Here is a 26,823-nt window from a genome sequence, read left to right on the forward strand (position 1 = left end):
GGTTCCTCAAGAAAAACCGCGGGCGCCGAAGCGCCCGCGTCCAACTGCCTAGTTTGCGGCAGCTTGCGTGTCGGCAGCACCTGCTGCGTCGTCAGGCAGGGCGAACACCCAGAGCACCGAGCCAGCGGTTGGTACCACCAGTTCAGGCGTCAGCGTCGCTACCGAGCGCGCCATGCTCGAGCCGTTACCCACGGCAACCGCGACATACTGCTTGCCATCGGCTTCATAGCTGACGGGGAAGGAGTTGATCGCGTTGTTGGTGCGCATCTTCCAGAGCACGTCGCCCGACTCGTCGTCGAACGCATAGAACCAGCGGTTCCAGTCACCGGCGAACACGACGCCGCCTGCTGTGGGCAGCACGGCCGAGACGATCGGTGCGCGCTGGCGATGCGACCAAGCGGTTTCCTGGTCAACCATGCTCACGGCATCCACGCGGCCGATATTGCCGTCGCTGCCGTCAACCGGAATACGCGAGAAGGTCGCACGACCACCACCGGTATAGATCTGGCCGGCGTCAAGCGGCTGAGGCGTGGTGTTCGAGCAGTACTCGTTGAGCGGCAAATAAAGCATCTGCGTGCGCGGGCTGTAAGCCGTTGCTGGCCAAGCGCGGCCACCGGGGTCAGCCGGGCAGTTGAGCGTGGTTTCGCCGATCTTCGGGATGGAATCAGGGTTGATGGTCTTTTCGCCGGTTTCCTGGTCGATGGAAGCGACCACGTTCTGCGGCACGGTTTCCTTGGCCCAGAGCCATTCACCCGATTCGCGGTCCAGCGATTCGATGATGCCCAGCTTGCCGGCTGTCACGACCTGCTTGCGATCGGTACCATCATGGGGAAGATCGATCAGGATGCGCTCATAGATATAGTCCAGATCCCAGGTGTCGTTCTTGAGATACTGGTGGTGCCACTTGAGCTCGCCCGTCTGGGGATCGAGGGCAAGGGTCGAGTCGCTGTAAAGCGCGTCATTGGTGACGCCTTCTTCCTCGGATGCCGGCAGCAGGCCGCTCATCTCGGCAATCCACGGATAGGGCTGGCCCACACCGCTGAATACGGTCTTGGTTTCCGGATCATAGGTCCCGGCCAGCCACACCGATGCGCCAAAGCGGCTTTCGAGCGGTATGCCGTTCCAGGTTTTGTCGGCCTCGCCATCGCGAGCGATGGTGTAGAAGCGCCACTTTTCTTCGCCCGTTGAGGGGTCGTGTCCGGTGATGAAGCAGCCGCCAGGCTGGGCATTGCCGCAACCGGTCATGCCCTGGATCACCACGCCGTCGGCAATCAGCGGACCAGCTGAATAGCGCCAGCCCTTGTTCCAGTCCGCAGGCTGCACGTCCCACACGACCTGGCCGGTCTTGGCGTCGAGCGCGATGATATGAGTGTCCGATGTCGCGAGGATGATCTTGTCCTCGTAGATCGACATGTTGCGCTTGGTGGCCGTGTTGCCGGTGCCAGCCGCCACAACGTCCTCAGGCAGATCGCGCACATATTCCCAGAGCAGGTCACCGGTAGCGCCGTCGAGCGCCTGGACCTTGTCGAGGTTGTTGTGCACGTAAAGAATGCCGTCGTGAACGATCGGCGTGGTTTCGGTCGCGCCCGGGGTCAGCGACCAGGTCCAGGCGACGGTCAGGTTGCTGACATTGTCCTTGTTGATCTGCTCGAGTGGACTATAGCCCCAACCGTCATAGGTGCGGCGCCAGTGCAGCCAGTCGCCATCGGCGGGGTTCAACAACGTTTCGTCGGTCACCGGGGTGTAGCTATCGAGCCGGGACGGCGTTTCCTGGGCATGAACAATGCCCGAGGCAAGAACAAGCAATGAGCTCGCGAGCGCTGATGAGGCGAGCAGTAACCGCTTTTGCATTTGAGTATTTCCTCCGTAGACGCTGAAAGCCCGATTTTCGTCACGGGCTTTGTGCCCTCGCGACGCAATGGTTTGGCAGCGTTACACCGATCATGCGCCCCGTTACTTGGAGCCGTCAACCTTGGTCAGGCTAAGCGTGATCGCCATACCGTCGGGGCGCGGACGGCAATACCGACGGGGGTGACTCGGGCGCAAACCCCTCTGTGCCGGGCCATGGGCCGTGCTCGTCGGCGGCTGCGGCGGCCTGCCGCAGCAAGTCCACCCGGCGTCGCATTCAACTAAAGTATGAAGCTCACCTGCGACTCCTAGGCCTGGCAGTAAACCCGCGTCGCGTCACAAATAAACTTGTTGTCCTGCGCAGCCGATTGCTTCACGCTTGAGTTTGCCCAGACCGGGTAACCAAGCCCGGCAACTAGCCTGTGACGTTCTGAGGAGAATTTCGATGCTGCTTCGTACCTTCGCCATCTCGGCGGCAATGGCCGGACTCGCCTTGTCTGGAACACTGGCCAACGCCCAGGAAGACCTGCCCAAGGCAAGCTTCACTGCCGCCCAGGCCGATGCTGGACGCGCGGAATATCAAAAGAGCTGTCTGGATTGCCACGGCGCCAATCTCGATGATGGCGAGTTCGGTGGTCCGCCCCTGCGCGGCAGCAATTTTGAAGGCACCTATTTCGGTTTCACCGCCGATGGTCTGTTTGGCTTCATCAAGACGGCCATGCCCCCCGACCGCCCGGGTCGCCTGAGCGACAAGACCTATGCCGAACTGACGGCCTATATTCTGTCTAAGAACGGCGTCCAGCCCGGCACCACCCCGCTGCCCGACAACCTCGATGCCCTTGCGGGCCTCGTTATTGAGAAGTAGCGGCGGCGCTGTTGCGCTGTTGCGCGATTGTGCGGGGAGGGGACACCACCCCCTCCTGGCCCTTACCATGAGCACCGAAGTTGCGGCGCGTGGCGCTCCCGGCAGGGCCGTGCGCTAAAGCGAGAATGCTGATCCGACGGGATTCAACCGAACCCTGCACTGGACTGAGCAGCAGTTGGACTGGTCAAGCCCGCTGAAGCCGATCCGATCCTCGAACATGAGATCAGCCCCAGCCTAGACATGCACCGCGTGAACGGCTTAATGAATTCGTCCGCACGCCCCGCCTGTCAGCGGCACCGGCAGTTCCGTGTTACTGCTGGTCGGATCGGTCGCCGGTAAGCTCGAAAAACAGCCAGGTCGAGTAAGCGGCAATCGCCAGAGTGGCGCACACATACAATTCGGACATTCGGGGACTCCTCACGCAGGCCTTGCAGCCGTAACTCAGCATGGCCTGTTAACCTAAACGAGCCCCTAACGTTCCAGGGTGGTGGGATTTTTCCGCTGGAGCAGCTCAGCCGAATTGCGATCCAAAATTGAACGCCGGTTCGGTCCGATTGGCCAGGCCAGCAGCGGTCAAGCCTGAGCCAGCGCGCGCCAAATCTTCGATCGGTGCTGCGTCAGTGCTTCCACCCAAGTGCGCATGAGCAGAGACTCGGTTGGGTCCTCCCCCATATCTGCAATCGTGTCCCTGACCTCGTTCACGCCAATCGACGTAATCTCGTCATAAACCCAAGGCGCCACGCGGGGCAGTTCATCCAAATCAAACCGGTCGGTGAGCGGGTCACGGATGCGGTCGATTGTCGAAATGGCCATTCTAGGATCTCCTCTGTTTGAGACCAATGCCAATGACCTAGCGTAGTTCCCCGTGCTCACTTGCTGTTGAAAAGGGTCAACATGCGGTGCAATAAATCCTGCAGGGTAGTGTGCTCGCAAAATCTGGTGAAATTGGCGATCCCGGCAGGACTCGAACCTGCGACCAACAGCTTAGAAGGCTGCTGCTCTATCCAGCTGAGCTACGGGACCTCGGCCAAGCCCTCCTTTACCCGATTTCGGCCAGAAAAAAACCCGCCTCTTGGTCTCTGGCGCATCCATCTTTGTACGGGGCGTCGCAACAGCAGCCACCACGCGCGATTTTGTCGATCCCGGCAGGCGATGCTCCTAAGCTCCTGCTCGCAAGAACCCGGTTTTCCGAGGGTTTTCCCTGCAAGTTCAAATGCACCTTGACAGCAATGAGGTACGTGTATGAAACTAATGCAATCGATTGCAGAGGTCTCTTGGACGCCAATGAAATCGATTTAAACGCGGCCAGCTCGGGATATCTCACAAGAAGATAACCTTGCGGCTGGCAGATTTGCGGAGCGGTTCGCTCCAGGATCCTTGGGAGGATGCATCTATGACAAAGTTTACCGTGGCTGCCGCGATGGCGGCTGCCTTGATGAGCTCGACTGCCGCGATGGCTGCAGAGCTGGAAGTCACCCATTGGTGGACTTCGGGCGGTGAATCCGCCGCCGTGGCAGAGTTTGCCCGCTTGTTCGATGCGACCGGCAATAAATGGGTCGATAGCGCCCTGGCTGGTTCGGGCACCGGTGCCAACCCCGTCATCATCAGCCGCATCCTCGGCGGCAATCCGATGGGCGCCACCCAGATGAATACCGGCCGCGACGCCGAGGGCCTCATCCAGGCCGGCCTGATCCGCGACCTCACCCCAATTGCCGAAGAAGAGGGCTGGAAGGAATTCTACGCCGATCCAGGTCTCTTTGACGCCTGCACCTACGAGGGCAAGATCTACTGCGTGCCCGTCAACATCCACTCCTGGCACTGGCTGTGGCTCAGCACCAAGGCTTTCGAGACCGCCGGCATTCCGGTTCCCAAGGACTGGAATGAATATGCCACTGCCATTCCCCAGCTGCGTGAAGCTGGCGTCATCCCCTTCGGCCTTGCCGCTGGCTGGCCGCTGAACGGCATTCCCGGTGTGCTGCTGGCTGACGTTGGCGGTCCCGAACTTTACGAAAAGGTTTGGGGCGAGCATGACGCAGAAGCTGTTCGTAGTCCCGAGTTCCGCAAGGTTGCCGAAGCTTGGGCCACCATCCGCGATGCTGTTGACCCGGCTGAAGTCGTGCCGCAGTTCGGCGACGTCGCCAATCAGCTGATTGCCGGCGAAGCTGCCGCCAACATCCATGGTGACTGGATCCAGGGTGACCTGCAGGTCGCCGGCGCCGTTCCCGGCGAGGACTACGAATGCCTGCCGGGCCTGGGCCTGACCCAGCGCATCGAGGGTGGCGGCGACGCCTTCTACTTCCCGCAGCTGCCAGAGGGCACCTCGCAGGACGTCTTGGATGCTCAGGTGGAGCTCGCCAAGCTGCTCGTCAGCAAGGAAGCCCAGGTGGCGTTCAACCTCAAGAAGGGCTCCATGCCCATCCGCACCGATATCGACCTGTCGACGGCCAATCCCTGCATGCAGAAGGCCATCGCGATCCTCCAGAGCCCCGAAGGCCTGCTGCCTTCCGGCGAAACCCTGAACTCGAGCGACACCCAGCAGCAGCTGGACGACCTCAATCAGGAATTCTTCGCCGACAAGAGCTTCTCGGTTGACGACTACATCGAAGAATACGCTTCGATTATCGAGTCCGCCAACTAAGCTGGTCCTGCCGAACGGGGGCCGCTTGTGGCGGTCCCCACCGGCGCGGCGGGCGGCCCCTTGGCCGCTTCGCCCAAGTTTTCGCTAAAGGGGAAGCGCTATGACCGACATCCAGCACGCTGGTGCTTTGGGTCGGCCGGTGGCGGCCGACAAGCCACCAGGACTCCTGCACAATCTGTTTGTGCGCAATCTGAGCGCCAAGATCGCGGCGACACCCATGGTGGTGATCGTGCTGGTGGTGTTTATCGGCTGTACGCTCTGGAGCGTCTGGTTTTCGTTCACCGATTCACGTGCGCTGCCCAATGGCGCCTTTATCGGCTGGGAACAATATGAGCGCCTCTTTGCCGCCCGGCGCTGGCGCATCTCGGCCACCAATCTGTTGACCTATGGCATCTTCTCGCTGGTCTTCACCATGGTGGTGGGCTTCCTGCTCGCCGTGTTGATGGACCAGAAGATCCGCTTCGAAAGCGGCTTCCGCACCATCTTTCTGTATCCCTTTGCCCTCTCGGGCATCGTCACCGGCCTCGTCTGGCAGTGGATCATGAACCCCACGCTGGGGTTGCAATCTACGATGCGGGGCCTCGGCTGGACCAATTTCACCTTCGACTGGATCACCAATACCGACATGGTGCTGTATGCACTCATGATCGCGGGGACCTGGCACGGCACGGGCTTTGTCATGGTGCTGATGCTGGCCGGCCTGCGGGGGGTGGACGAGGAAATCTGGAAGGCCGCGCGCGTCGACGGCATTCCCACCTGGCGCACTTACCTGCAGATCGTGCTGCCCATGATGCGCGGCGTCATCGTTACCACGCTGGTGATCGTCGGCTCGGGCCTTGTGCGCACCTATGACCTTGTGGTGGCGCTCACTAATGGCGGCCCGGGCCTGTCCTCCGAAGTGCCCGCCAAATACGTCATCAACTACATGTTCAACGCTGGCAATCTGGGCCAGGCCCTGGCGGCCTCGACAGTGATGCTTGCGGCCGTGTTCGTGATCCTGATCCCCTGGATCGTCATCGAATTCGGACCAAAGAAGGCGCGCTAGGAGAACACCATGGCCACTATTGCCGCTACCGCCGAGCCCTTTGGTCCTCGCCCCCGTCCGTTTTTCACGCCAGCCCGCATCATCATCTACGGCATCATCATCGTCGCGGCCCTGTATTACCTGCTGCCGCTCTATGTGATGATCATGACCTCGGTGAAGGGCCTGCCCGAGATCCGTCTCGGCAACATCTTCGCCCCGCCGCTTGAAGTCACCTTCGAGCCCTGGGTTAAGGCCTGGACCAGCGCCTGCACCGGCCTGACCTGTAACGGTCTTGCCCCCGGCTTCTGGAATTCGGTCAAGATCACCCTCCCATCCACCGTTGTTTCGGTGTTCGTCGCCGCTATCAGTGGCTATGCGCTGGTCAACTGGCGCTTCAAGGGCTCCGAATTCTTCTTCACCTGCCTGCTGCTGGGCTCGTTCATCCCCTATCAGGTGATGCTCTACCCGATGGTGATGATCACCCGCGAGCTCAAGATCTTCGGCACGCTCTGGGCCGTCATCCTTGTCCACACCGTCTTCGGCATGCCCATCCTAACGCTCCTGTTCCGTAACTACTTCGCCTCGCTGCCCCAGGAATTGTTCAAGGCGGCGCGCGTGGATGGTGCAGGCTTCTGGCGCATTTTCTTCCAGATCATGGCACCCATGTCGCTGCCCATCTTTGCCGTGGCGATTATCCTCCAGGTTACCGGTATCTGGAACGACTTCCTGTTCGGCGTGGTCTTTGCCGGCACGCAGAACAACCCAATGACCGTGCAGCTCAACAACATCGTTAACTCGGCTCAGGGTGTGCGCGAATACAATGTCAACATGGCCGCAACGATCCTGACGGCAGCGGTACCGCTGACTGTTTATTTCGTCTCAGGCAAATGGTTCGTGCGCGGCATCGCCGCTGGCGCGGTGAAGGGATAAAGCAATGCAAAGCAGCGTTTCCATCAAGGATCTGTCGCTTAACTTCGGCTCCGTGCCGGTCCTCAAAAGCCTCGATCTCGAAGTGGGGCAGGGCGAATTCATCGTCCTGCTCGGGCCCTCCGGCTGCGGCAAATCCACCTTGCTCAACTGCATTGCCGGTTTGCTCGATGTCTCGGGCGGCCAGATCTTCATCGGTGGCAAGAACGTCACCTGGTCCGAACCCAAGGACCGCGGCATCGGCATGGTGTTCCAGTCCTATGCGCTTTATCCGCAGATGAGCGTGGAAAAGAACCTCTCCTTTGGCTTGCGCGTCACCGGCATGCCCAAGGACGAGATCCAGCGCCGCGTGGCGCGGGCCGCCGAAATCCTTCAGATCGAGCCCTTGCTTCAGCGCAAGCCGGCCAATCTTTCGGGGGGTCAGCGCCAGCGCGTCGCAATCGGACGTGCTCTCGTGCGCGATGTGGATGTGTTCCTGTTCGACGAGCCCCTTTCCAATCTCGACGCCAAGCTGCGCAGCGATTTGCGCGTCGAGATCAAGCGGCTCCACCAGCGGCTCAAGAACACCATGATCTATGTCACGCACGACCAGATCGAGGCGCTCACGCTGGCCGACCGCATCGCCATCATGCGCAGCGGTGAAATCCAGCAGCTGGCCGATCCGCACACCATCTACAACAAGCCTGTGAACCTTTACGTCGCCGGCTTCATCGGTTCGCCCTCGATGAACTTCATCAACGGCACCCTCAACGGCGGCGCTCAGCCTCACTTCGTGGCCGAAGATGGCACCCATGTTTCCATGGGCACCTATGATTTCGCCACCGCTCCCCAGGGCGCCACCAAGACCGTGCTCGGCGTTCGGCCCGAGCACATCGTGCTTGGCGATGTCGCTGCAACGATGCCCTTCTCCACCGAAGTCGAGATCGAGATCGTCGAGCCCATGGGCTCGGACACGCTCGCCTGGACGCGGATCGCCGGCCAGCCCGTCACCTTCCGGGCCGACAGCGATGTGCAACTTCATGTCGGCCAGAAGCTGCTGGTCGGCTTTGATCCGGCTCGTGGCTCCATCTTCGACACCCAGAGCACCAACCGGCTCTGACAACCGCTTCGGCTCCGCCGTCCGGCAGGGCCGCCTATTCACGCCAGATTTTTCGAACAAGAGGCCCCAATGACCGAGTTGTCATTTCAGCTTTATAGCGCCCGCAACTACCCCGATCTCGATGACTTCCTCGCCAAGCTGGCGGCTCTCGGCTACACCCAGGTGGAAGGCTATGGCGGTCTTTATGCCGATGCGCCCGCACTGGCGGAAAAGTTCAAGCGCAATGGCCTGTCCATGCCTACCGGCCACTTCGGTCTTGCTCAGCTGCAGGACACCGATACCGCGCTCAAGACCGCTGAAACCCTCGGTGTGAAGCGCCTCTACTGCCCCCATATCGGCCCGGAAGGGCGCAGCGCAGACGAAAGCAAGTGGGTCGAGCTGGCTGAAACCCTTGCGGGTCTGGGGGAAACCTTCACTCGTGAAGGCTATGGCTTTGGCTGGCACAACCACGATTTCGAATTTGTGCCCACCACCAGCGGCCGCACCCCGATGGAAATCATCCTCGAAACTGCCCCCGCGCTAGAATGGGAAGCCGACGTTGCCTGGATCGCCCGCGGCAAGGCTGACCCTGTGCAGTGGTTCGACCGCTATGGCGACCGCATCACCGCCGTGCACGTCAAGGACATTGCCCCGGCCGGGGAAGCCACCGATGAAGACGGCTGGGCCGATGTCGGCTTTGGCGTCCTCAACTGGGACCAGTTGATCAACGAGGTCACCAGCCGCACCAAGGCCCAGTATTTCGTCGCTGAACACGACAAGCCCTCCGATGCCGAGCGCTTTGCCCGCCGCTCCATCGCCACCGCCAAGAACTGGAAGTAACCGCTATGGCCAAGACCTTTGGCGTCGGCATCATGGGTGCCGGCAATATTTCGAGCGCCTATCTGCGTCTCGCGCCCCTGTTCAAGGGGCTCGAAGTGCGCGCGGTCGCCGACATCATCCCCGAAGCCGCCCGCAAGCGCGCCGAGGAGTTCGGTGTCGCCGCCCAGACGCCCGACGAGCTGCTCAAGAACAGCGAACTCGACGTGATCGTCAATCTGACCATCCCCTCGACCCATTATTCGGTGTCCACGGACATCGTTTCGGCCGGCAAGCACGCCTATTCCGAAAAGCCCTTCGTGCTGTCGCTCGAAGAAGGCCTCGCGCTCAAAAAGGCCGCGGACGAGCGTAATCTCCTGGTTGGCAGCGCGCCCGACACCTTCCTGGGCGGCGCCCATCAGCAGGCGCGCGACATCATTGATTCCGGTGCCCTCGGGCGCATCATGAGCGGCACCACCCATGTGATGAGCCGCGGCATGGAGCACTGGCATCCCAATCCTAATTTCTTCTTCCAGGTTGGCGCCGGCCCGGTGCTTGATGTCGGCCCCTATTACGTGACCGACCTCATCCACCTGATCGGCCCGGTTAAGCGCGTCTCCGCCTTCACCAACATGGCGCGCACCGAGCGTGAAGTGACGGCACCCGGTCCCTATCAGGGCACCAAGATCAAGGTCGGCACCCCGACCACGGTTCATGGCGTGCTCGAGTTCCACAACGGCGCCATCGTCACCATGGGGGCCAGCTGGGACGTGGCCAGCCACGGCCACCACAATATCGAGCTCTACGGCACCGAAGGCACGATCTATGTGCCCGATCCCAACTTCTTTGGCGGCGAACTCGTCACCACCGATATCGAAGGCACCAAGACCACGGTCACGCCCTGGGATCATCCCTTCGGCAAGGTCAACCAGGATCAGGACAAGCCCAACCCCCGCGCCAATTACCGCACGGCTGGCCTTGCTGACATGATGGCCTCCATCGAAGGCGGCTACCGCGCGCGTTGTGGCCTGGACGTCGCGCTCCATGCTGTCGATGTCATGACCTCGTTGCTCAAGGCCGGCGAAAGCGGGCAGGTGCTGACGCTCGCCACCACCTGCGAGCGCCCCGCCGCGCTCAAGCCCGAACAGGCCCAGGCCCTACTCAAGGCGTCGGCTTGACACTATCGCCGCGAGCGATAGCGTAACACTAACGAGGATCGGCGGCCGCGTGCCGCCGATTGCATCTGGGGAGCCCGAGCTGGCGACATGACTTGCCCGGCTTGGGACGGGAATTATCGAGGAGAAACATCATGCGCACCATCAAGGGCCCAGCCATTTTCCTGGCCCAGTTCGCCGGCGACACCGCCCCCTTTAATGAGTTCGGCAGCATCTGCGCCTGGGCGGCGGGTCTGGGCTACAAGGGCGTACAGGTCCCGACCGGCGTTGGCGCCATGATCGACCTCGAAAAGGCCGCGACCTCCAAGACCTATGCCGATGAAATCGCCGGCATCGCCCGCGAAAACGGCGTCGAGATCACCGAACTCTCGACCCATCTTCAGGGTCACCTCGTCGCCGCCCATCCCGTCTACGACACCATGCTGGATGGCTTTGCCCCCGCTTCGGTGCACAACAATCCCAAGGCGCGCCAGGAATGGGCCGTGCAGCAGATGCTGTGGGCCGCCAAGGCCTCGCAGAACCTGGGCCTGACCGAACACGCGACCTTCTCGGGCGCGCTGGCCTGGCCGTTCCTTTACCCCTTCCCGCAGCGCCCGGCCGGCCTTGTCGAGGAAGCTTTTGACGAGCTCGCGCGCCGCTGGACGCCCATCCTCAACGCGTTCGACGAGGCGGGCGTCGATGTCTGCTACGAGATTCACCCGGGCGAGGATCTGCATGACGGGGTCACCTACGAGATGTTCCTCGAGCGGGTGAACAATCATCCCCGCGCCAATCTGCTCTACGATCCCAGCCACTTCGTGCTGCAGCAGCTCGATTATCTCGAATACCTCGACATCTACCACGAGCGCATCCGCATGTTCCACGTCAAGGATGCCGAGTTCAACCCGACCGGCCGCCAGGGCGTTTATGGGGGCTACCAGAGCTGGATCAACCGGGCAGGGCGCTTCCGTTCGCTGGGGGATGGGCAGGTGGATTTCGCCTCGATCTTCTCCAAGATGGCGCAATATGACTTCGCCGGCTGGGCGGTGCTCGAATGGGAATGCGCCCTCAAGCACCCCGAGGATGGGGCGCGCGAAGGCGCCGAGTTCATCAAACACCACATCATCCACGTCACTGAGCGCGCCTTTGACGATTTTGCCGCTGCTGGCACTGATCAGGCGGCTAACCGGCGCATGCTTGGGCTCGAGTAAAGCTCCGCGACCTCACATGGCTCATTAAGGGCCCATCACCTCCCCCCTTTTGGGGGAGGCTGGGTGGGGGTATCGCCCCCGAACAAAGTAATCAAAGAACAAGGGGAGGCATTTCATGGCTGAAAACGGCGCAAGGCGCATTCGCCTCGGCATGGTTGGCGGCGGCAAGGGAGCCTTTATCGGCTATGTGCACCGCGTCGCTTCGCGCATCGATGGTGACTATGAACTGGTGGCCGGCGCGCTCTCGTCGCGCCCCGAAGTCGCCCAGGAATCCGGGCGCAATTTGGGGCTCGCACCTGACCGCATCTATACCAGCTTTGAGGACATGGCCCGCGCCGAAGCGGCTCGTCCCGACGGCATCGAAGCGGTCTCGATCGTCACCCCCAACCATCTCCATTTCGCCCCAGCCAAGGCCTTTCTCGAGGCCGGCATCCACGTCATCTGCGACAAGCCCATCACCTCGACCCTCGAGGACGCGCGCAAGCTCGCCGAAATCAAGCCGGCGAACGGCGCCAAGTTTCTGCTCACCCACAACTACACCGGCTATCCCCTGATCCGGCAGGCTCGCGAACTGGTGGAATCGGGCGCGCTGGGCACGATCCGCGTCATTCAGGCCGAATATCCGCAGGATTGGCTGACCGAGCCGGTGGAGCAATCCGGCACCGCACCGGGCGCCGAATGGCGCACCGATCCCGAGCGCTCGGGCGCTGGCGGCGCCATCGGGGATATCGGCACCCACGCCTATAATCTCCTGCGCTTTGTTACCGGCCTTAAAACCGAAGCCGTGTCGGCCGACCTGACCAGCTTCGTTCCCGGTCGCAAGCTCGACGATAACGTCCATATCATGCTGCGTTTCGCCGGCGGCGCCCGCGGCATGCTCTGGGCCAGCCAGGTCGCCGTCGGCAATGAAAACGGCCTGCAACTGCGCGTCTATGGCGACAAGGGCGGCCTCGAATGGCGGCAGGACAACCCCAACTACATGTGGTTTTCCGAGTTCGGTAAGCCGCGCCAGTTGCTGACCCGCGGAGGCGCCATCTCCCAGGTCGCGGCCTCCACCATGAATGTGCGCATCCCCTCCGGCCACCCCGAAGGGTACTTGGAGGCCTTCGCCACGCTCTACAGCCAGTTCGCCGAAGTGATCCGCGGCAACGGGGAAGCCTACGAAGGCCTGCTCCCGAGCCTCGCCGATGGCGTCGAAGGCATGCAGTTCATCACCGCTTCGGTGCAATCGAGCCGCAATGACGGCAAATGGACCAAGCTCAGCGATGTCTGAACGGCCCGGGGCCCGCTCGCGGTGCTCAGCCCTAACGGACCCCGAGGTGACCCACCGCGTTCACCCCACCCACACCTGTCACCCCGGCCTTGAGCCGGGGTCCATCCTGAGATGCCTTTGAAGAAAACGGAACGCGTGCGAACCTGGCCGCGCTACCGCACTAGCCGCGCGCCAAGAAAACCAGCAAGAATAGAACTGAAACGTCGCGTTCTAAACCGCGCCGTCACGGGGCAGGGGAATCAACACCCATCAACCCAAAGGCGCCTAGTGCGTCCAGGGCGCCTTGCGGTCGTGGCGGAAATTGTCGGGATAGCTCACGCGCTTGACGGTGGGCTCATGGGCCGGCTGCACCGAATAAGCGATGCCATTCTTTTGCGCATAAGCTTCGGCCGCTTCCAGCGTCTCGAACGAGAGGCGGATCTGCTGGCGCGTATCGGCTGAACTGGTATAGCCCATCAGCCCTTCGATCGAGCGGGGCGTGGACTGCTCATGCACCAAAACCCACTGCTTGGACTTGCCCTTGCCCGATTGCGTCGCGCTGCGGGCCGGCCGGTAGATGCGAGCGGTCATGGAACAACCTCAAGACTATGCGGTGCGATGGTCGGAGTACAAAGATTCGAACTTTGGACCCCCGGTTCCCAAAACCGGTGCTCTACCAGGCTGAGCTACACTCCGAGATCGCCGGGCAGTGGTTAGCCTGTTCCGGCGCAAAGGGCAAGGCACCCGTGCCCCTCATTTCACACTAATCGTCTATCACGCGATTTGGTTCACCGCGCGGCGCTATAGCGCTCCAGTGCCCGCGCGAGATCGGCCTTCAGATCATCGATCGCCTCGAACCCGATATGAAGGCGCATCATATTGCCCTCTGCCGTCCACGGCACGGCGGTGCGGCTCCCGGCGGGCTTGATCGGCAGGCAAAGGCTTTCATAGCCGCCCCAGGAATAGCCCATCGAAAACAGCGACAACCCATCAACGAACGCGGCGAGGGCCGCGCGCGGGGCAGGGGCGAGCACAATGCTGAACAGGCTCCCCGAGCCGGTGAAATCACGCTGGAACAGCGCATGGTCGGGGTGGCTAGGCAGGCCCGGATGCAACACCGCCGCCACCTCAGGCTGCTCCTCAAGCCAGCGCGCCATCTCGAGCGCCCGCTTTTGGTGTTCCGCCATCCGAATCGCCAGCGTGCGCAAACCTCTTGCCACAAGGAAGGCTTCGTCCCCGGAGGTGAAAAAGCCCAGCAGTGTGCGTGTCTTCAACACATCAACCCAAACGGCTTCTGTGGTGGAAATCGTGCCGGCAAACGCATCGGAATGGCCCACAAACATCTTGGTGCCGGCATGCATGACGATATCAGCGCCCAGCGCCAGCGGCTGGTGATAGAGCGGGCTCGCCCAACTATTGTCCACCAGCAGCCGTGCTCCCCCATCATGGGCAACCTTGGCCAGTGCGGGCAGGTCCTGCACTTCAAAGGTCAGCGAGCCTGGGCTTTCCGCCAGCACCGCCCTGGTGTTGGGCTGCATCATCACGGCAAGACCCGCCCCAACCCGCGGATCATAATAGCGCGCTGTCACCCCCATTCGCGCGAGAAAGCCATCGGCAAACTTGCGCACCGGATCATACGCACTGTCCGAGATCAGCACATCATCACCCGCCTTGACGCAGGCCAGGAGCGCCACCGTGATGGCAGCAAGGCCCGAGGGGAGCAGGAGCGTGCGGTGCGCGCCTTCCAGCGTCGTGACGACCGCTTCAACGCTGGCGGTGGTGGGATTTCCCGCGCGACCATACAAGAAGCGCTGCTCCTGGGCTTCCAGATCTGCCAGGCTGTTAAACAGTACGGTTGAACCGCGATAAACCGGGGTATTCACAAACCCGAACTGATCCTCGGGCGAGCGGCCAGCATGGGTGAGCAAGGTTTCGACGGACAGTTTCGGCGTCTCGTCGGATGAATTTTGGCGATGCATCTATGCTCACTTCCACGTCAAATCGCTGTTCTGACTAAATATACGCCAAATCATCGCGGGAGAGCTAGCTTGGGCTCTTGACGCAAATGGCTTTAGTCGGTTCGATGCATATCAGCATCAAAGCCGCCCAACCAAGCGGCGGTGCAACCAGAGCCGGGCGCCTGCGCCGAACGAGCTGTGGGACACTAGTCAGGAAACAAAAGGCAACCGAATGCACAAGACGCTCGTCAAGTTCGCTGTGACTGCCGCTTTTGGCCTCACAGCAACTGCCGCCTACGCCGATACGCTCGGCGACGTTAAAGCCAAGGGCTATGTTCAATGCGGCGTTACCGGCGGTGTTGCCGGCTTCTCGGCACCGGACGCCAACAACAAGTGGGCCGGCCTCGAGGTCGACTTCTGCCGCGCCGTGGCTGCCGCCATCTTCAACGACGCCGAAGCCGTCCGCTACACGCCCCTGACCTCGCAGGAGCGCTTTGCAGCTCTGTCTGCCGGCGAAATCGATATTCTGTCGCGTACCACCACCTGGACCATGAGCCGCGATACCGATCTGGGCATCAAGTTCATCGGCACGATTTATTATGACGGCCAGGGCTTCATGGTGCGCGAGGCCGATGGCATCGCTGCGGCCACGGACCTTTCGGGCGCTGCCATCTGCATCGAATCGGGCACCACGACCGAACTCAACGCCGCCGACTACTTCGCGGCCAACAATCTCGAATTCAACACCGTCGTCTTTGTGGATCAGGACGAAGTGGTGAAGGCCTATGAAGATGGCCGTTGCGACGTCTACACCACCGACGCTTCGGCGCTTGCTGCCGAGCGCTCCAAGTTCGCCAACCCCGACGAGCATATCATCCTGCCCGAGATCATCTCCAAGGAGCCGCTTGGCCCCGTGGTGCGCCAGGGCGACGATCTGTGGTTCAACATCAACCGCTGGGCCTATTTCGCCCTGCTGGAAGCTGAAGAACTGGGTGTAACCTCCGCCAATGTCGATGAAATGCTGGGCTCGGACAATCCGGCCATTAAGCGCCTGCTCGGCGTTGAAGGCGATTTCGGCACCCCAATCGGCCTGACCAAGGACTGGGCCTACCAGATCATCAAGCTCGTGGGTAACTACGGCGAAGCCTTCAACCGCAATGTCGGTCCCGACACCGCTATCGGGCTGGAGCGTGGCCTCAATGCGCTGTGGACCGATGGCGGTCTGCAGTACGCCCCGCCGATCCGCTAAGCCTTGAAGTAACCAGCCGGCGCTTTCCCACGAAAGCGCCGGTTTTGATTCGAACCGACTATTGGGTTGCCGGAAGATTTGGTTTTTCTGCCATGCAGGGCCGACTGCCTTGTGCTTCCATATCCTTTTGCAACCCGGGTTCATCATGAAAGGACCGCATGCCACATGGCCATGCAAGAAACCCTCGGCACCAGAGCGCCGCGCAGCTCCTTGGTGAATGACCCGGTAATCCGGGGCATTATCTACCAAGTTCTCGTTGCGGCGGCGGTGATCGCCTTTTTCGGCTGGATCATTCTCAACACCGCCCAGAACCTCGCCGCCCAGAACAAGACCACCGGCTTCGATTTCCTGTTTCGCACCGCTGGTTTCGATATCAGCTTCACGCTGATCCCCTGGAGCCGCACCTCGCTCTATTGGGAGGCCTTTCTCGCCGGCCTGCTCAATACGCTGCTCGTCGCCGTGATCGGCATCTTCTTCGCTACGATCATCGGCTTTGCCCTCGGCATCGCGCGCCTTTCGTCCAACTGGCTGATTGCCCGTGTGGCTACGGTCTATATCGAGACCATCCGCAACATCCCCCTGCTGCTGCAGCTCTTCTTCTGGTATTTCGCGGTGCTCAAGGCCATGCCGGCCGTGCGCGACAGCTTCCTCCTGCCCCTGGGAGTCTATGTCAACCAGCGTGGCATCATGGTGCCAAAACCCTTGCCGGACCACGAGTTCATCTGGGTTGCGGTGGCTTTCGGCATCTGCCTCCTCGCCGCCATCGCTATCGGCGTATGGGCCACGCGCCAGCGCACCCTGACCGGGCACTATCCTGCCGCCATTGTGCTGGCTGCCCGCATTGCCAATGCGATCGTCATGTTTGCCCTGGGCTACCTTGCCTTCGCCCTGATCGGCACGCTGCTGCCCGCCCTCGGCCAGCCGGCCGTTGCCGCGCTCGGCGGCGCGGTGTTAGCGGGTCTGACCTTTACGGCGCTCCGCCCCTATGCCGGGGGATTCGTCGCTTTCGCCCTCAGCTGGATCGTCCTGGTCTTCCTGCTGCAGGGCATGTTCGCGTGGCTGCCCGCCGTGGTCCTCTATGTCGGTGCGGCGCTTCTCGGGCTGACCGTCGGCTGGCTCACCCTGGTCCGCATCAGCGACACGCCCGCCGACGATAGCAAGTTCCCCACGGCGCTGCCCATCCTGGTGGTCGCCGGCATTCCCCTGCTGCTCTACTATCTCATCGGTGCCGAGTTGGCCTTTGAAGTGCCCGAACTGCAGCGCTTCAACTTCCGCGGCGGCGTCCAGCTCCCGCCCGAACTTGTCGCTCTGGTCTTCGGCTTGGCCATCTATACGGCCGCCTTTATCGCCGAGAACGTCCGTGGCGGCATTCGCGCCGTCAGCAAGGGCCAGACCGAGGCGGCCCAGTCGCTCGGCCTCAAGGAAGGTGATCGGCTGCGCCTGGTTATCATTCCCCAGGCCATGCGCGTCATCGTGCCGCCGCTGACCAGCCAATATCTCAACCTCACCAAGAACTCCTCGCTTGGCGCGGCGATCGGCTATCCCGAACTGGTGAACGTCTTCATGGGCACTACGCTCAACCAGACCGGCAAGGCCATCGAGGTGGTTGCCCTGACCATGGCGGTCTATCTCACCATCTCGCTGCTCACCTCGGCATTCATGAACTGGTACAATGGCCGCGTGGCCCTGGTGGAGCGCTAGAACCATGACCACAGATCTCGGCTTTGTCCGCAAGGACTTCATCGCCTCCAAACCGGCTCCCGGCCGCACCGGCGGCCCCATCCTTTGGCTGCAGCGGAACCTCTTCGCCACTCCGACCGACGCGCTCTACACCATCATCGGGATGCTGTTCCTCCTCTGGGCCGTCCCGCCGATCTACAACTTCATCATCGGCCACGCCGTGGGGCCAACGGGCACCGTTCTTGAATGCCGCGACGAAGGGGCAGGCGCCTGCTGGGCCTATATCTATGCCCGCTTCAACTTCTTCATCTACGGCTTCTACCCCATCGACCAGTACTGGCGGCCCAACCTCGTCTTTGCCCTGCTGGCGGTGCTCATCGTTTCGCTGCTGACGCCCGCGGCACCCTTCAAGCGCACCACTGCCCTGCTGTTCTTCCTGGTGTTCCCGGTGGTCAGCTTCTACCTGCTGCATGGCGGCGTTTTCGGCCTGCGCACCGTGCCTACCGGTGATTGGGGTGGCCTCATGGTCACGCTCATCATTTCTTTGGTGGGCATCATCTGCTCCTTCCCGATCGGGGTCCTGCTTGCCCTCGGCCGGCAGTCCAAGCTGCCCATCATCAAGACGCTCTGCGTCATGTTCATCGAGCTCTGGCGCGCCGTGCCGCTGATCTCGGTGCTCTTCATGGCATCGATCATGCTGCCGCTGTTCATGCCGGCCGGCACGACGGTGGACAAGCTGCTGCGCGCCTTGGTGGGCGTCACGCTCTTCACCTCGGCCTATGTGGCCGAAACGGTGCGTGGCGGCCTTCAGGCGCTACCGCGCGGGCAGTACGAGGCGGCGGCGGCCCTGGGGCTGGGCTACTGGAAGCGGATGTACTTCATCATCCTGCCCCAGGCGCTCAAGCACGTCATTCCGGGCCTGGTGAACAACTTCATTGCCTTGTTCAAGGATACGTCGCTGGTCTCCATCGTCGGCATTTTCGATTTGCTCGGCACCGTGCAGGCCGCCAGCGCCGATATCGATTGGGCATCTCCAACCCAGGCCGTGACCGGCTATATCTTTGCCGCCTTCATGTTCTGGATTTTCTGTTTCGCTATGTCCCGCTATTCGCTCTGGATGGAGCGTCGGCTGGATACCGGGCACAAGAGGTAAGTTATGAGCCAAGTTTCCGAAACCACGGTGGAACGTGATATCCGCACCGAGGGCATGCAGGTCTCCAAGACGGACGTGGCCATTGACGTGATCGGCATGCACAAATGGTATGCCGATTTCCATGTTCTGCGCGACATTAACCTCCGTGTCATGCAGGGTGAGCGCATCGTCATTGCCGGGCCCTCGGGCTCGGGCAAATCCACCCTGATCCGCTGCATCAACCGCCTCGAAGAGCACCAGGAAGGGCGGATCATCGTCAACGGCACCGAACTGACGGCCGATCTCAAGCGCATCGATGAGGTGCGCCGGGAAGTCGGCATGGTGTTCCAGCACTTCAACCTCTTTCCGCACCTGACCATTCTGCAGAACCTGACCCTCGCACCCATCTGGGTGCGAGGCATCCCCAAGGCCGAGGCGGAAGCCACGGCCATGCATTATCTCGAGCGCGTCAAGATCCCCGAACAGGCCAACAAATTCCCCGGCCAGCTGTCCGGCGGCCAGCAGCAGCGTGTCGCCATTGCCCGCTCGCTCTGCATGCAGCCCCGGATCATGCTCTTTGACGAGCCGACCTCCGCGCTCGACCCTGAAATGGTCAAGGAAGTACTGGATGTGATGATCTCGCTCGCCGAAGAAGGCATGACCATGATCTGTGTCACCCACGAAATGGGGTTCGCCCGGCAGGTCGCCAACCGGGTCATCTTCATGGACCAGGGCCAGATCATCGAGCAAAACGAGCCCGAAGCCTTCTTCTCGGCGCCACAGCATGAGCGGACCCGTCTCTTTTTGAGCCAGATCCTGCATTAATGCCGCACGCTCTTTGGTGAAGATCAGCCACTGATGGATTGACCCACTGGCGGCCCGGTCCAATATGGGCGCGCAATGGAGCAAGACATCGTATTGAGCCGTTTTTCCAAGCTGTTGCTGCGGATTGCCATAGCGCTGGCCGGTCTTTGCGCGTTGGCGCTCGCCAGCACTGGCGCGGCGCAGGCGCAAACCCTGCAAACCGTGCGCGACCGCGGCTTTCTGATCTGCGGTGCCACCAGCCCCTTGCCCGGCTTTGCCCAGCAGGATGCCGAAGGGCGCTGGTCGGGTTTTGACGTCGATTTGTGCCGCGGCATTGCTGCCGCGGTGTTCGGTGACCCCAACCTCATCGAGTTTCGCGCCCTGCGCGGCGAAAGCCGCTTTGCCCCGCTCCAGACCGGGCAGGTCGATGTGCTCACCCGCAATGGCTCCTGGACGCAGCGGCGCGATACGCTCTTTGGCGCGAGCTTTGTTGCCACCGCCTTTTTCGACGGGCAAGCCTTCATGGTCCCGCAGTCGCTGGGCGTGGTTTCCGCCTTTGAGCTCGACGAGATCAGCATCTGCGTGATCGATGGCGGCGAAGAGCTCGAGCGCGTGCAGGAATTCTTTTTCCTCAACCAGGCCAGCTATACCGAAGTGCCCTATGAGGACGTGGCCGATCTGTCGGTCGCTTATCGGGCCGGCCTGTGCCAGGCCGTCTCGGCATCAGGCCGCCAGCTGCAGGCAATGCGCCGCGATCTGCCCGAGCCGGCCAACCATCGCATCCTGCCCGAGCGCATTTCCAAGGAGCTATTGGGCCCGGCCGTCCGCGCCGGTGACGATCAATGGTTCAACATCGTTAAATGGACCATCTTTGCCCTGATCAACGCCGAGGAAGTGGGCATCACCGCCCTTAACACCAACTCCCTGGCCAATGCCCGCACTCCCGCCGTGCGGCGCCTGCTGGGGGTGGATGGTGATTTCGGCACGCCGCTGGGCCTCCGGCGCACCTTCATGAGCGATGTTGTCCGCGCCATCGGCAATTATGCCGAACTCTACGACCGCCATTTCGGACCGCAAACCGGGGCGGCGCTGCTGCGCGGTCAAAACGCGCTCTGGAGCAATGGTGGGCTTCTATATGCGCCCCCTGTCTTGTAGCGGAATCTAATCGGCAAAAAGCAGGTTTACGCGCCTGTTCTGCTTGCCTTTATTCTCGATCTTACCGATCGCCAGTTTGCCGATCTCGCTCGTATTGGCCACATGCGTGCCCCCACAAGGCTGCAGGTCGATCGAACCGATCCGGATCAGCCGCACCCGGCCTTGCCCCGTCGGTGGCTTGACGTTCATGGTCTTGATCAACTCGGGATTGGCTTCCATTTCCGCGTCGCTGATCCATTCCTGGCTGATGGGGTGCGCCGCTTCCACCATGGCGTTGAGCGCCGCTTCCACTGCCGCCATGTCCCCGGGCACTTCTGGCATCTGGAAATCCAGCCGCCCCTTGTCCGCCCCGATCGAGCCGCCAGTCACGGGGAAGGGCAGGGCGACCGACAGCAGATGCAGCGCGCTATGCATGCGCATCAGCCGGTAGCGTCGCTCCCAGTCGAGCTCGAGCACAACTTCTTCCCCCACCTCCGGCAGCGCCGCCCCAGCCTCGGGCACATGCACGATCTGCGTCTTGTCGCCATCGGGGTGAACGGCCGTCGCAATACTGATTGCCGAGCCTTCCGCCCGCTGCAGCGTGCCGCTATCGCCCGGCTGCCCGCCCGAGGTGGCATAAAACACCGTCCGATCCAGCACGATCCCGCCTTCGGGCGTGATCGCCGTCACGGTGGCAGCGGTGGAGCGAAGATAGCTATCGTCGCGAAACAGGAACTGGGTCATCTCGGCACTCAAAGCAGGGGGGAAAGCAGGCGCGCCGCCTGCGTCAGGAAGCGCATCGGCAGGCTGCGGGTGGTGACTTCTTCCATGTCCACCTGCCGGCAGCCCTCGAAATCCTGGATCAGCATGGATTCCACCGCCTGGATCGATTTGGGATCGGCGAACCACAAGGTGATCTCGAAATTGATCGCAAAGGATCGGTTGTCGAAATTGACACTGCCCACCGATGCGATCTGGTCATCCATCAGCACCACCTTCTGGTGCAGGAAGCCGTTCACATAGCGGTAGATGGACACGCCATGCTCCACCATCGCATCGGCATGGGCAATGCTGGCGAGCCACACCATTTTGTGGTCGGGCACATTGGGCAGCATGATCCGCACATCAACGCCCCGTAGCCGTGCGGCAAACAGCGCCGTGCGGATATCGGTGTCGGGCACGAAATAGGGGCTCACGATCCACAGCCGCTCGCGCGCCCGCCCGATGATATCGGTAAAGGCGATGGCGCATTCCTCGAGCTTGTCGGCCGGCCCGCTGCCCATCACCAGCACCGATTCGTCGCCCGGCGTCTTGACCACTTCGGGGGGCGTCGAGGGCAGAACTTCCCCCGTCGCCCATTCCCAATCTTCGCGGAACAGCAGCGCGCAGCCAAGCGCGGCCGGACCCGATACCTTCACATGGGTATCGCGCCAATGGCCGAACCGCTTGTCGAGGCCGATATACTCCACCCCCACATTGTGCCCGCCCACCCAGGCTTCCTCGCCATCCACCACCACGATCTTGCGGTGGTTGCGATAGTTGATGCGGCTGGGCCCATACATGCGCAGGAATTTGTGCCGCTGGTTGAAGCCGGCAACGCTGATACCCGCTTCGCGCAGGCGCTTGCGATACTTCCGGGGCATCCCGGTGCTGCCCACATCGTCATACAGCAGGCGGATCTTGACGCCGGCCTTGGCGCGCTCGATCAGCCGCTCTGCCAGTTCCTGGCCCAGTGCATCGTCGCGCACGATATAGAACTGCACGAGGAGATAAGACTTGGCCCGCGCTATCCCGGCAAAGATCGAGTCGAAGGTGGCCTGCCCATCGATCAGCAGTTCCACCTCATTGCCGTTGAGAAACGGCACTTCGGAAACCTTGCTTTGCACCGGCCAGCGCTCGCTGGTTTCCCGGTCGATCAGCGACAAATCCTTGGCCCGCAACGGCCGCGCCGAACGCCCGTTGCGAATGCGGTCGGTGGCGTAGTCGTCAAAAAACTTCCAGCCAAAGATCAGGTAGAGAAACGCGGTGGGGAAGGGCAGCAGCAGCAGCGACAGCAGCCAGGCGATGGAGCCCTGCGAGGTGCGCGAATTCATGATTTCGCGCACGGCGCAGACCAGCGCCAAAAGGTAGATCAGTGCGGACGCGATGGCGATCAGGTGCAGATCGGCCGCCACCATGTCGAGAATATCTATTAAACTAAACAATGCTGTGCCCGAACCTGTTGCGGCGTCAATCTAGCAGGCGCCGGCCCGGGCACAATGGTGGAGTGGCTCAGGCCGGGTCTGCTTCCATCACCGAGGAAATGTCGATGCTGGGGCGCTCCTCGAGCCAGCGGGGGACCGGCAGTCCCTTTGCTCGCAGGAACTCGGGATTATAGAGCTTGCTCTGGTACCGGTTGCCGTAATCGCAAAGTATGGTGACGATCGTCTTTCCGGGGCCGAGGTCGCGCGCCATGCGCACGGCGCCCGCGATATTGATCGCGCTCGAACCGCCAAGGCAAATGCCCTCGTGCTCGAGCAGGTCGAACACATAGGGCAGGGCCTCTGCGTCCGGGATCTGGTAGGGGTTGTCGATCGTCAGGCCTTCGAGATTGGCCGTGATCCGGCCCTGGCCGATGCCCTCGGTGATCGAATCGCCCGAGGACGCCAGCTGGCCCGTCGTGTAATAGCTATAAAGCGCCGCCCCTTCGGGATCAGCCAGCCCGATGCGCACATCCGAGCTGCGCGCCCGCAGGGCTTCGGCGACACCGGCGAGCGTGCCGCCCGAGCCCACCGCGCAGATAAAGCCATCGATCCGGCCATTGGTCTGCTGCCAGATTTCGGGACCGGTGGTTTCCACATGCGCGCGCCGGTTCGAGACATTGTCGAACTGGTTGGCCCAGATCGCGCCGCCCGGCAACTCCCGCGCCAGCTTTTCGGCCAGCCGCCCAGAAACCTTGATGTAATTATTGGGGTGGCGATAGGGCTTGGCCGGAACCTCGATCAGCTCGGCGCCAAACAGGCGCAAGGCGTCCTTTTTTTCCTGGCTCTGGGTTTCGGGGATCACGATCACCGATTTGAAGCCGAGCGAATTAGCCACCAGCGTCAGCCCGATGCCGGTATTGCCCGCCGTGCCTTCGACGATCGTGCCGCCGGGCTTGAGCGCCCCGCTTTTCACCGCGTCATGGATGATGAACAGCGCTGCCCGGTCCTTGACCGACTGGCCGGGGTTCAAAAACTCGGCCTTGCCCCAGATTTCGCAGCCCGTCAGCTCGGAAACACGGTTGAGGCGGATCAGCGGCGTGTTGCCGATAGCGGAAATCAGGTCTTTGTGCTTGGCCATGGATCGTGTGCGTTCGGGTTGGGGAGAGCTTAGTGTAGGTGTGCACCCAACGTGTCACAAGGCAGAAGGGTGCACTGGGGGAAGCTGTTCTCCACGCACCGGCTCGCGTGGGCCCTCATGCTGGCAAGCCGCTCCCCGCTAGAACCCTGTTCCCGTGTCAGCCGATCACTTCGGCCAGCTGCTCCATGGCCGCGCTCCAGGCTTCCATGGAAAAGATGCGCGTCTGTGGATCGGCATGGGGCAGGCCCCGCTCGGTGAGGGTAATCCGCGTGCGCCCTTCGCCCGCGGCCTCGAACACGATATCGAGCACGAACAGCAGCTCGTTCTCTTCGTCTTCCTCGTCCTTGTGCACCCAGGACAGCACCAGCCGCTGATTTTCGACGAACTGCAGCACTTCCCCGCTGACCACATGCTCATCGGGGTCTTCGTCATCGCCATAGGTGACGAACCGATATTCCCCGCCTTCAAAGGCGTCGAACTCGGCATAGTCGGCCTGCCACTGCTCGATCAGGGCCGGATCGGTCCAGGCAGCAAACACATCGGCCAGTTCGGCATCGATGGTGCGGGTCAAAGTGATCTGGCTTTCGCCATCGAGGTCCATGCCGTCGCTCATCGTGGAGCCTTTCTGTGCAAGCCAGCGTCATCGGCCACAATGTCGTGGTCGCTGAACTGGTTCAATGCGGTGCTGGGTAAGATGGGGAGCTGGGCTCGACCCTTGATAAACGAATGGCTCCGCGAGTAGGACTCGAACCTACGACCCAGCGGTTAACAGCCGCTTGCTCTACCAACTGAGCTATCGCGGAAGACATTCGGTAAGCCTTCTTGCGAAGGCGTGGTCCGTGTACCCAATGTGATTTGGTTTGCCAACCCCCTAAGCCACCAGTTCACGAAATTTGCGGTGGATTATGTTGGCGCTCGCGTTTTTCGGCCGCCAGCAGCTCGGCTAGCGTGTTGATGTTGATGAATGGATTATTCTCCCCCGCCGGCCAGTCCAGTTCCGCCGAACCCAGCTGCCGGTGCAGCGCCTTGAGGCTGGCTGGCGCGCAGCCCCTGCCAAGATCACCGAGCAGCGATTGCAGCGCCTCCAGCCGCCACGCGGCAACCGGCGGGTAGAAGTCTTGCCCATGCCTTGCATAGATCGCCTCTGCCTGCCCCAGCGCATCGGCTATCACCTGGGCAAAACCGGCCGGCAAAAACGGCGTATCCACCGGTGCAGATACCAGTACCCCCGATTCGATGCCGCTTTGCTTCAGTGCTGCCACCGCAGCCGCCAGCCCAGCCAGCGGGCCGCCAACAGCGGCAGGGAGGTCGGGGACCGCGAGCGCCCCGTCCGGCAGTGGAGCCGGTGCTCGATGAGGCCCTGTCGCAATCAACAAGGGCGCAGCGACAAGCCCGAACGCGGCTGCCACCCGCTCGAGCAGGCGCACCCCGCCCACGCGCAGTTCCGCCTTGCGCACCCCACCCAGCCGCTGCCCTGCACCCCCGGCGATGATGACGCCGAAGGGGAGGGTCACGAGCGCGTCGCTCTGTTGCGGTTCAGCTTCCAGCCCAGCAGCACCAGCATGCCGATGCCCCCGACGAGACCCCAGAACGGGGCGCCAAGTCCGGCGATGGTGATGCCGGAAGCCGTGGTGATGAAGCACATCATTGCCGGCAGCCGCACCTCTTCCTCCGCCAGCGCCCCAGTCAGCGCCGCCACGAGGCTCGACAGCAGTGCGAGGCCTGCTACCGTCTGAATCAGCAAGGGCGGCGAAGCGGCAATGAACGCCGCCGCCAGGCTCGCGGCCAAACCCAGAAACAGGTAGACGACACCCGCAGCGATTGGCGCGGGCCAGCGATGCTGCGGTTCCGGGTGGGATTCGGGGCCGGCACAAATCGCCGCAGTCAGCGCGGCCAGATTAACAGTATGCCCGCCGAACACCGCCGAAACGGCGCTGGCCAGCCCCGTCACCGTGAACAATGGCGCGGGCGCCGGGTGGTAGCCATTGGCCTGCAGCACTGCGAGCCCGGGCAGATTCTGCGACGCCATGGTGACGATAAAGAGTGGCAGGCCCAGCCGCAGCGCGCCATCCAGAGTAAAGTGTGGCATCACCGGCAGCAAGGCGGGCCAGGTCCCGTCGAGCGAGCCGGGCGCCAGATGCGTCGATACCGCCAGCATGGCCGCCGTCACTGCCACGGCAATCGGCACCGCATAGCGCCGGGCAAAGCGCAGCGCCACCACCCAGGCCAGCAGAATCGGCAGCGCCAGCGCCGGCAGTTCCGCCACGGCGGTCAGCGGCACCAGGCAGAGCGGCAGCAACATGCCGGCGAGCATGGCGTTGGCGATCGGAGCCGGAATCGCGCCCACCAGCCGCGCCAGGGGTTTGAACAGGCCCGTCAGCACGATCAGCCCGGCTGCCACCATGAACCCGCCCAGCACCGCCGGGAACCCACCCTCGGTCGCCCCCGCCGTCAGCAAGAACGCCATGCCCGGTGTTGACCAGGCAAAGCTCACCGGCACGCGCAGCCTTGCGCTGCCCACAATGTTGAGGACCCCGATCACCAGGCACGCAGCAAACAGCCCCGATCCGGCCTGCTGGGGCGAAGCGCCGGCTGCGGTCAGCGCCGCCAGCACCACGGCAAAGGTGCTGGCATAGCCAACCACCGCCGCGAGCGCGCCAGCCATGATTGGCTGCAGATAGATTCGCCAGCCAGTGTCTTGTGTTGATGTGTTGGTGGACACGCTTGCTCTT

24 protein-coding genes and 3 tRNA genes are annotated in these 26,823 nt (G+C 62.2%); 14 read left to right on the top strand and 13 right to left on the bottom strand.

What is annotated here, in order from left to right:
- Positions 1-48 precede the first annotated feature (48 nt).
- On the bottom strand, positions 49-1,851 hold the full coding sequence (locus ELX51_RS05435) for a PQQ-binding-like beta-propeller repeat protein (protein WP_127752569.1): 1,803 nt from the start codon (positions 1,849-1,851) through the stop codon (positions 49-51).
- Between the two features lie 442 nt (positions 1,852-2,293).
- Here ELX51_RS05435 and ELX51_RS05440 point away from each other — a divergent pair, with 442 nt between their 5' ends.
- Positions 2,294-2,713, top strand: a complete 420-nt coding sequence (locus ELX51_RS05440; protein ID WP_127752570.1) for a cytochrome c — start codon at positions 2,294-2,296, stop codon at positions 2,711-2,713.
- Positions 2,714-3,286: 573 nt separating this feature from the next.
- Here the strand turns inward: ELX51_RS05440 and ELX51_RS05445 are convergent.
- Together ELX51_RS05445 and ELX51_RS05450 are read right to left on the bottom strand one after the other, a co-directional pair.
- Positions 3,287-3,526, bottom strand: coding sequence for a hypothetical protein (locus ELX51_RS05445; protein ID WP_127752571.1), 240 nt, complete (start codon positions 3,524-3,526; stop codon positions 3,287-3,289).
- Between the two features lie 133 nt (positions 3,527-3,659).
- Positions 3,660-3,736 (bottom strand) — tRNA-Arg (locus tag ELX51_RS05450).
- Between the two features lie 370 nt (positions 3,737-4,106).
- On the opposite strand from ELX51_RS05450, the gene ELX51_RS05455 reads away from it, so the two are divergent.
- From ELX51_RS05455 to ELX51_RS05490, 8 genes are all read left to right on the top strand, one after another.
- Positions 4,107-5,351 (top strand): ABC transporter substrate-binding protein, encoded by a 1,245-nt coding sequence (locus tag ELX51_RS05455; RefSeq protein ID WP_248305254.1) that lies wholly within the window; start codon positions 4,107-4,109, stop codon positions 5,349-5,351.
- Positions 5,352-5,451: 100 nt separating this feature from the next.
- A complete protein-coding gene (locus ELX51_RS05460) occupies positions 5,452-6,396 on the top strand; it encodes a sugar ABC transporter permease (protein WP_127752572.1) in 945 nt (314 codons plus the stop codon).
- A gap of 9 nt (positions 6,397-6,405) precedes the next feature.
- Positions 6,406-7,305, top strand: a complete 900-nt coding sequence (locus ELX51_RS05465; RefSeq protein ID WP_127752573.1) for a carbohydrate ABC transporter permease — start codon at positions 6,406-6,408, stop codon at positions 7,303-7,305.
- Between the two features lie 4 nt (positions 7,306-7,309).
- On the top strand, positions 7,310-8,401 hold the full coding sequence (locus tag ELX51_RS05470) for an ABC transporter ATP-binding protein (protein ID WP_127752574.1): 1,092 nt from the start codon (positions 7,310-7,312) through the stop codon (positions 8,399-8,401).
- 69 nt (positions 8,402-8,470) lie between these two features.
- The gene (locus ELX51_RS05475) at positions 8,471-9,220 is read left to right on the top strand and encodes a sugar phosphate isomerase/epimerase (RefSeq protein WP_127752575.1); all 750 of its coding nucleotides are present in this window, start codon (positions 8,471-8,473) and stop codon (positions 9,218-9,220) included.
- A gap of 5 nt (positions 9,221-9,225) precedes the next feature.
- Positions 9,226-10,374: a Gfo/Idh/MocA family oxidoreductase gene (locus ELX51_RS05480; protein ID WP_127752576.1), complete on the top strand. Its 1,149-nt coding sequence runs from the start codon at positions 9,226-9,228 to the stop codon at positions 10,372-10,374.
- Between the two features lie 131 nt (positions 10,375-10,505).
- Positions 10,506-11,561 carry a sugar phosphate isomerase/epimerase gene (locus tag ELX51_RS05485; protein WP_127752577.1) on the top strand — a complete coding sequence of 352 codons (1,056 nt, stop codon included), beginning with the start codon at positions 10,506-10,508 and terminating at the stop codon, positions 11,559-11,561.
- Between the two features lie 115 nt (positions 11,562-11,676).
- Entirely contained in the window at positions 11,677-12,834 is a 1,158-nt protein-coding gene (locus ELX51_RS05490) for a Gfo/Idh/MocA family oxidoreductase (RefSeq protein WP_127752578.1), read from the top strand.
- Positions 12,835-13,098: 264 nt separating this feature from the next.
- Here ELX51_RS05490 and ELX51_RS05495 read toward each other — a convergent pair whose 3' ends face one another.
- The 3 genes from ELX51_RS05495 to metC all read right to left on the bottom strand — a co-directional run bounded on the left by ELX51_RS05495 (position 13,099) and on the right by metC (position 14,792).
- The gene (locus ELX51_RS05495) at positions 13,099-13,404 is read right to left on the bottom strand and encodes an ETC complex I subunit (protein ID WP_127752579.1); all 306 of its coding nucleotides are present in this window, start codon (positions 13,402-13,404) and stop codon (positions 13,099-13,101) included.
- 28 nt (positions 13,405-13,432) lie between these two features.
- Positions 13,433-13,509: transfer RNA gene (locus ELX51_RS05500), tRNA-Pro, on the bottom strand.
- Positions 13,510-13,601: 92 nt separating this feature from the next.
- Entirely contained in the window at positions 13,602-14,792 is a 1,191-nt protein-coding gene (gene metC, locus ELX51_RS05505) for a cystathionine beta-lyase (RefSeq protein ID WP_127752580.1), read from the bottom strand.
- A 211-nt stretch (positions 14,793-15,003) separates the two neighbouring features.
- On the opposite strand from metC, the gene ELX51_RS05510 reads away from it, so the two are divergent.
- The 5 genes from ELX51_RS05510 to ELX51_RS05530 all read left to right on the top strand — a co-directional run bounded on the left by ELX51_RS05510 (position 15,004) and on the right by ELX51_RS05530 (position 20,791).
- The gene (locus ELX51_RS05510) at positions 15,004-16,020 is read left to right on the top strand and encodes an amino acid ABC transporter substrate-binding protein (RefSeq protein WP_127752581.1); all 1,017 of its coding nucleotides are present in this window, start codon (positions 15,004-15,006) and stop codon (positions 16,018-16,020) included.
- Between the two features lie 165 nt (positions 16,021-16,185).
- Complete coding sequence (locus ELX51_RS05515; protein WP_127752582.1) at positions 16,186-17,721, top strand: ABC transporter permease subunit; 1,536 nt, start codon at positions 16,186-16,188, stop codon at positions 17,719-17,721.
- 4 nt (positions 17,722-17,725) lie between these two features.
- Positions 17,726-18,853 carry an amino acid ABC transporter permease gene (locus tag ELX51_RS05520; protein WP_127752583.1) on the top strand — a complete coding sequence of 376 codons (1,128 nt, stop codon included), beginning with the start codon at positions 17,726-17,728 and terminating at the stop codon, positions 18,851-18,853.
- A gap of 3 nt (positions 18,854-18,856) precedes the next feature.
- Positions 18,857-19,657 (top strand): amino acid ABC transporter ATP-binding protein, encoded by an 801-nt coding sequence (locus tag ELX51_RS05525; RefSeq protein WP_127752584.1) that lies wholly within the window; start codon positions 18,857-18,859, stop codon positions 19,655-19,657.
- 93 nt (positions 19,658-19,750) lie between these two features.
- On the top strand, positions 19,751-20,791 hold the full coding sequence (locus ELX51_RS05530) for an amino acid ABC transporter substrate-binding protein (RefSeq protein ID WP_164854768.1): 1,041 nt from the start codon (positions 19,751-19,753) through the stop codon (positions 20,789-20,791).
- A 6-nt stretch (positions 20,792-20,797) separates the two neighbouring features.
- On the opposite strand, the gene ELX51_RS05535 is transcribed toward ELX51_RS05530, so the two are convergent.
- The 7 genes from ELX51_RS05535 to ELX51_RS05565 form a co-directional block, all read right to left on the bottom strand.
- Positions 20,798-21,514 carry an alanyl-tRNA editing protein gene (locus tag ELX51_RS05535; protein WP_127752586.1) on the bottom strand — a complete coding sequence of 239 codons (717 nt, stop codon included), beginning with the start codon at positions 21,512-21,514 and terminating at the stop codon, positions 20,798-20,800.
- An 8-nt stretch (positions 21,515-21,522) separates the two neighbouring features.
- Positions 21,523-22,974, bottom strand: coding sequence for a cardiolipin synthase (gene cls / locus ELX51_RS05540; protein WP_248305255.1), 1,452 nt, complete (start codon positions 22,972-22,974; stop codon positions 21,523-21,525).
- Between the two features lie 67 nt (positions 22,975-23,041).
- Entirely contained in the window at positions 23,042-24,091 is a 1,050-nt protein-coding gene (locus tag ELX51_RS05545; RefSeq protein ID WP_127752587.1) for a cysteine synthase A, read from the bottom strand.
- A gap of 157 nt (positions 24,092-24,248) precedes the next feature.
- Positions 24,249-24,704, bottom strand: coding sequence for an SRPBCC domain-containing protein (locus ELX51_RS05550; protein WP_127752588.1), 456 nt, complete (start codon positions 24,702-24,704; stop codon positions 24,249-24,251).
- Between the two features lie 114 nt (positions 24,705-24,818).
- Positions 24,819-24,894: transfer RNA gene (locus tag ELX51_RS05555), tRNA-Asn, on the bottom strand.
- Positions 24,895-24,975: 81 nt separating this feature from the next.
- Positions 24,976-25,605 carry an NTP transferase domain-containing protein gene (locus ELX51_RS05560; protein WP_164854769.1) on the bottom strand — a complete coding sequence of 210 codons (630 nt, stop codon included), beginning with the start codon at positions 25,603-25,605 and terminating at the stop codon, positions 24,976-24,978.
- Positions 25,602-26,756 (bottom strand): benzoate/H(+) symporter BenE family transporter, encoded by a 1,155-nt coding sequence (locus ELX51_RS05565; protein ID WP_127752590.1) that lies wholly within the window; start codon positions 26,754-26,756, stop codon positions 25,602-25,604. The genes ELX51_RS05560 and ELX51_RS05565 overlap by 4 nt, the downstream gene beginning before the upstream one ends.
- Between the last annotated feature and the right edge of the window lie 67 nt (positions 26,757-26,823).

Source organism: Devosia sp. 1566, assembly GCF_004005995.1.
Taxonomy (GTDB): domain Bacteria; phylum Pseudomonadota; class Alphaproteobacteria; order Rhizobiales; family Devosiaceae; genus Devosia.